General features: G+C 54.4%; 1 tRNA gene and 2 rRNA genes. All 3 read left to right on the top strand.

Features of this window, described 5'->3' with window-relative positions:
* Positions 1 to 182 precede the first annotated feature (182 nt).
* The 3 genes from B215_RS0117220 (at position 183) to B215_RS0117230 (ending at position 3361) form a co-directional block, all read left to right on the top strand.
* A 23S ribosomal RNA gene (locus B215_RS0117220) occupies positions 183 to 2975 on the top strand.
* A 112-nt stretch (positions 2976 to 3087) separates the two neighbouring features.
* A 5S ribosomal RNA gene (gene rrf / locus B215_RS0117225) occupies positions 3088 to 3202 on the top strand.
* A gap of 82 nt (positions 3203 to 3284) precedes the next feature.
* Positions 3285 to 3361: transfer RNA gene (locus B215_RS0117230), tRNA-Met, on the top strand.
* Positions 3362 to 3409 lie beyond the last annotated feature (48 nt).

The raw sequence follows: 3409 nt of genomic DNA on the forward strand, positions 1-3409 counted from the left end.
TTGTGAATGGGTTTTTCAAATCGATGCCGTGACGGCGTTGGTTTAGTCGTGAGACTAGGCAACGAGCGTCATAAACAAGGCTGAGATTTACATCCACACCGATATGCCGCGTGACGCTGCTCTGCCGAGTTGGTGTTTGCTGATAGCAAGCGCCCAGCGTTGTCGTTGGTGGTGTGGACTCTCAAGCGTGAGGTAAGGGCATTTGGTGGATGCCTTGGCATGTACAGGCGATGAAGGACGTGGCACGCTGCGATAAGCGTCGGTGAGCTGTGAGCAAGCTTTGACCCGACGATTTCCGAATGGGGAAACCCACCTTCACCAATTAATTCAGCTCTCCAGCAATGGTTGGCCGAGTTAATTGGGGCAAGGTATCACCGAAGTGAATACATAGCTTTGGTGAAGCGAACCCGGAGAACTGAAACATCTCAGTACCCGGAGGAAAAGACATCAACCGAGATTCCGTTAGTAGTGGCGAGCGAACGCGGACCAGGCCAGTGCCTGATATTCAACTAGCAGAACACTCTGGAAAGTGTGGCCATAGCGGGTGACAGCCCCGTATGCGAAAGTGATGTATCAGGACTCGAGTAGGGCGGGACACGTGAAATCCTGTCTGAACATGGGGGGACCACCCTCCAAGCCTAAATACTCGTACATGACCGATAGCGAACTAGTACCGTGAGGGAAAGGTGAAAAGCACCCCGATGAGGGGAGTGAAACAGTACCTGAAACCGAATGCCTACAAGCAGTGGGAGGGGCTTTATGCCCTGACCGCGTACCTCTTGCATAATGGGTCTGTGACTTAATGTATCAAGCAAGCTTAAGCCGATAGGTGTAGGCGCAGCGAAAGCGAGTCTGAATAGGGCGACATAGTTTGATGCATTAGACCCGAAACCCGGCGATCTATGCATGACCAGGATGAAGGTGGGGTAACACCCACTGGAGGTCCGAACCGATTAACGTTGAAAAGTTACCGGATGAGTTGTGCTTAGGGGTGAAAGGCCAATCAAGCCGGGAAATAGCTGGTTCTCCGCGAAAACTATTGAGGTAGTGCCTCGGATGAACACCCTAGGGGGTAGAGCACTGGATGGATGCGGGGGTCGCGAGATCTACCAATTCTAACCAAACTCCGAATACCTAGGAGTGATATCCGGGAGACAGACGGCGGGTGCTAAGGTCCGTCGTCAAAAGGGAAACAGCCCTGACCTACAGCTAAGGTCCCCAAGTCACGTCTAAGTGGGAAAGCATGTGGGAATCCCAAAACAACCAGGAGGTTGGCTTAGAAGCAGCCATCCTTTAAAGAAAGCGTAACAGCTCACTGGTCTAAATAAGGGTTCCTGCGGCGAAGATGTAACGGGGCTCAAGACGTGCACCGAAGCTTAGGGTGTGATCTTTGATCACGCGGTAGCGGAGCGTTCCGTAAGCCTGTGAAGTGGAAGGGTAACCGACCATGGAGGTATCGGAAGTGCGAATGCAGACATGAGTAGCGATAAAGAGGGTGAGATGCCCTCTCGCCGAAAGACCAAGGGTTCCTGCGCAAGGCTAATCCGCGCAGGGTGAGCCGGCCCCTAAGACGAGCCCGAAGGGGGTAGTCGATGGGAACCACGTTAATATTCGTGGGCCTGGTGGTGTGTGACGGATCTCGTGAGTTGTCAGTCCTTAACGGATTGGACTGGCTTCGAAGAGGTCCCGGGAAATAGCCCCACCGTATAGACCGTACCCGAAACCGACACAGGTGGTCAGGTAGAGTATACCAAGGCGCTTGAGAGAAGTGTCCTGAAGGAACTCGGCAAATTGCCTCCGTACCTTCGGAAGAAGGAGGCCCTCATTCCGGGCAACCGGTATGAGGGGGCACAGGCCAGGGGGTAGCGACTGTTTAGCAAAAACACAGGGCTCTGCTAAGTCGGCTTCAAGACGACGTATAGGGCCTGACGCCTGCCCGGTGCCTGAAGGTTAAGTGGAGGAGTGCAAGCTCCGAAATGAAGCCCAGGTAAACGGCGGCCGTAACTATAACGGTCCTAAGGTAGCGAAATTCCTTGTCGGGTAAGTTCCGACCTGCACGAATGGCGTAACGACTTCCCCACTGTCTCCAGGACATGCTCAGCGAAATTGAATTCTCCGTGAAGATGCGGAGTACCCGCGGTTAGACGGAAAGACCCCGTGCACCTTTACTGCAGCTTCAGAGTGGCAGTGGAGAACAACTGTGTAGAATAGGTGGGAGGCTTTGAAGCACCGGCGCCAGCTGGTGTGGAGCCACCAAGTGAAATACCACCCTGTTGTTCTTTACTGTCTAACCTCGTACCGTCATCCGGTACAGGGACCCTCTGTGGCGGGTAGTTTGACTGGGGCGGTCGCCTCCCAAAGAGTAACGGAGGCGCGCGAAGGTTGGCTCAGGCCGGTTGGAAACCGGCTGTTAGAGTGCAATGGCATAAGCCAGCCTGACTGCGAGACTGACAAGTCGAGCAGAGACGAAAGTCGGTCATAGTGATCCGGTGGTCCCTCGTGGAAGGGCCATCGCTCAACGGATAAAAGGTACGCCGGGGATAACAGGCTGATAACCCCCAAGAGCTCATATCGACGGGGTTGTTTGGCACCTCGATGTCGGCTCATCACATCCTGGGGCTGGAGCAGGTCCCAAGGGTTTGGCTGTTCGCCAATTAAAGTGGTACGTGAGCTGGGTTCAGAACGTCGCGAGACAGTTTGGTCCCTATCTGCCGTGGGCGTCGAAATTTGAGAGGAGTTGACCCTAGTACGAGAGGACCGGGTTGAACATACCTCTGGTGTACCAGTCGTTCCGCCAGGAGCGCAGCTGGGTAGCTATGTATGGACGGGATAACCGCTGAAAGCATCTAAGCGGGAAGCCTCCCTCGAGATAAGATTTCATAGAGCGGTCGAAGACCACGACCTTGATAGATCGGATGTGGAAGCGCGGTAACGCGTGGAGCTAACCGATACTAATTGCTCTTTTCGCGCTTGAGAGTTTCACACCCCCATCGACAACCCTGGGTTGTCAGATAGCGGGTGGATGAATTTCCCAGCCTTATCGGTGCATCGATTTGAAACCCAATTTCCCGCACACCGGCTTCATTGCTTGGTGGCCATAGCGTCTGTGACCCACCCGATCCCATCCCGAACTCGGCCGTGAAACCAGACAGCGCCAATGGTACTATCGCTTAAGCGATGGAAGAGTAGGTCGCCGCCAGGCATTGAAGCCGGTGTACGGAAAATACCAAAACCCATTCACATTCGTCCCCCGTTCTGCCGATATCCTCGGCACCCAACTTTGGCGCGGGGTGGAGCAGCCCGGTAGCTCGTCAGGCTCATAACCTGAAGGCCGCAGGTTCAAATCCTGCCCCCGCAACCAACACACAAAAGCCCCGAAGCTAACGCTCCGGGGCTTTTGTGCGTCTAT

It is taken from the genome of Sphingomonas sp. ATCC 31555 (genome assembly GCF_000282895.1).
Lineage (GTDB): Bacteria > Pseudomonadota > Alphaproteobacteria > Sphingomonadales > Sphingomonadaceae > Sphingomonas.